Here is a 577-nt window from a genome sequence, read left to right on the forward strand (position 1 = left end):
TTAGGGCCTAGTACTTTTGGAATGGAAATACTTTCCAACACCAAAAATTCTAGACCCGATAAAATTAGTGATTTCCTGATAATTGAATGGGATATTGGTGGTGTTAATATGAGGAATCATGGTCAATATCTGATTATGATCAATAGGGATCATACCAACGTAGAAGTTGTTTAAATCAATAACGGTCAAAGAATTAGGAACACGCAGTTTAAGCGCTTCTTGGGCTAAAGCTTTCATATTATAGGCATTATTATCAGATATTAAAGTAATATCACTGCCTTCACAAAGGTAGAAATCTGCTGAAGCAACATTACCAAGTAGCTGAAAAGTTGACTGATTCATGATATCTCCCTGACTATTTACAAAAAAGTGCTTTATTTTGCAGAATTAGTCATGTTAATTTTTCTTCTGCTAGTATATAATAAAAATTATGGTAGATCAATATAATTGATCCGGAAGGAGTTTATAATGGAAGAAAAGAAATTACATTATAAAATGTATAAAGATGGCAAAAAATTCGTTTTTGCCGGGATTGCTTCACTGTCTTTGTTTGTCTTCGGTGGGGTATCAACGGTAG

2 protein-coding genes are annotated in these 577 nt (G+C 33.1%); one reads left to right on the plus strand and one right to left on the minus strand.

All coding sequences use genetic code 11. The features are described 5' to 3' along the window. Window positions 1-342: a hypothetical protein gene (locus IV55_RS10080; RefSeq protein ID WP_014919559.1), complete on the minus strand. Its 342-nt coding sequence runs from the start codon at window positions 340-342 to the stop codon at window positions 1-3. A gap of 126 nt (window positions 343-468) precedes the next feature. Here IV55_RS10080 and IV55_RS10700 point away from each other — a divergent pair. Continuing rightward, window positions 469-577, plus strand: a 109-nt coding sequence (locus IV55_RS10700; RefSeq protein ID WP_146993664.1) for a KxYKxGKxW signal peptide domain-containing protein, incomplete at its 3' end; no start/stop codon positions are given.

The sequence above is a fragment of the Furfurilactobacillus siliginis genome (genome assembly GCF_001437435.1).
Taxonomy (GTDB): Bacteria; Bacillota; Bacilli; order Lactobacillales; family Lactobacillaceae; genus Furfurilactobacillus; species Furfurilactobacillus siliginis.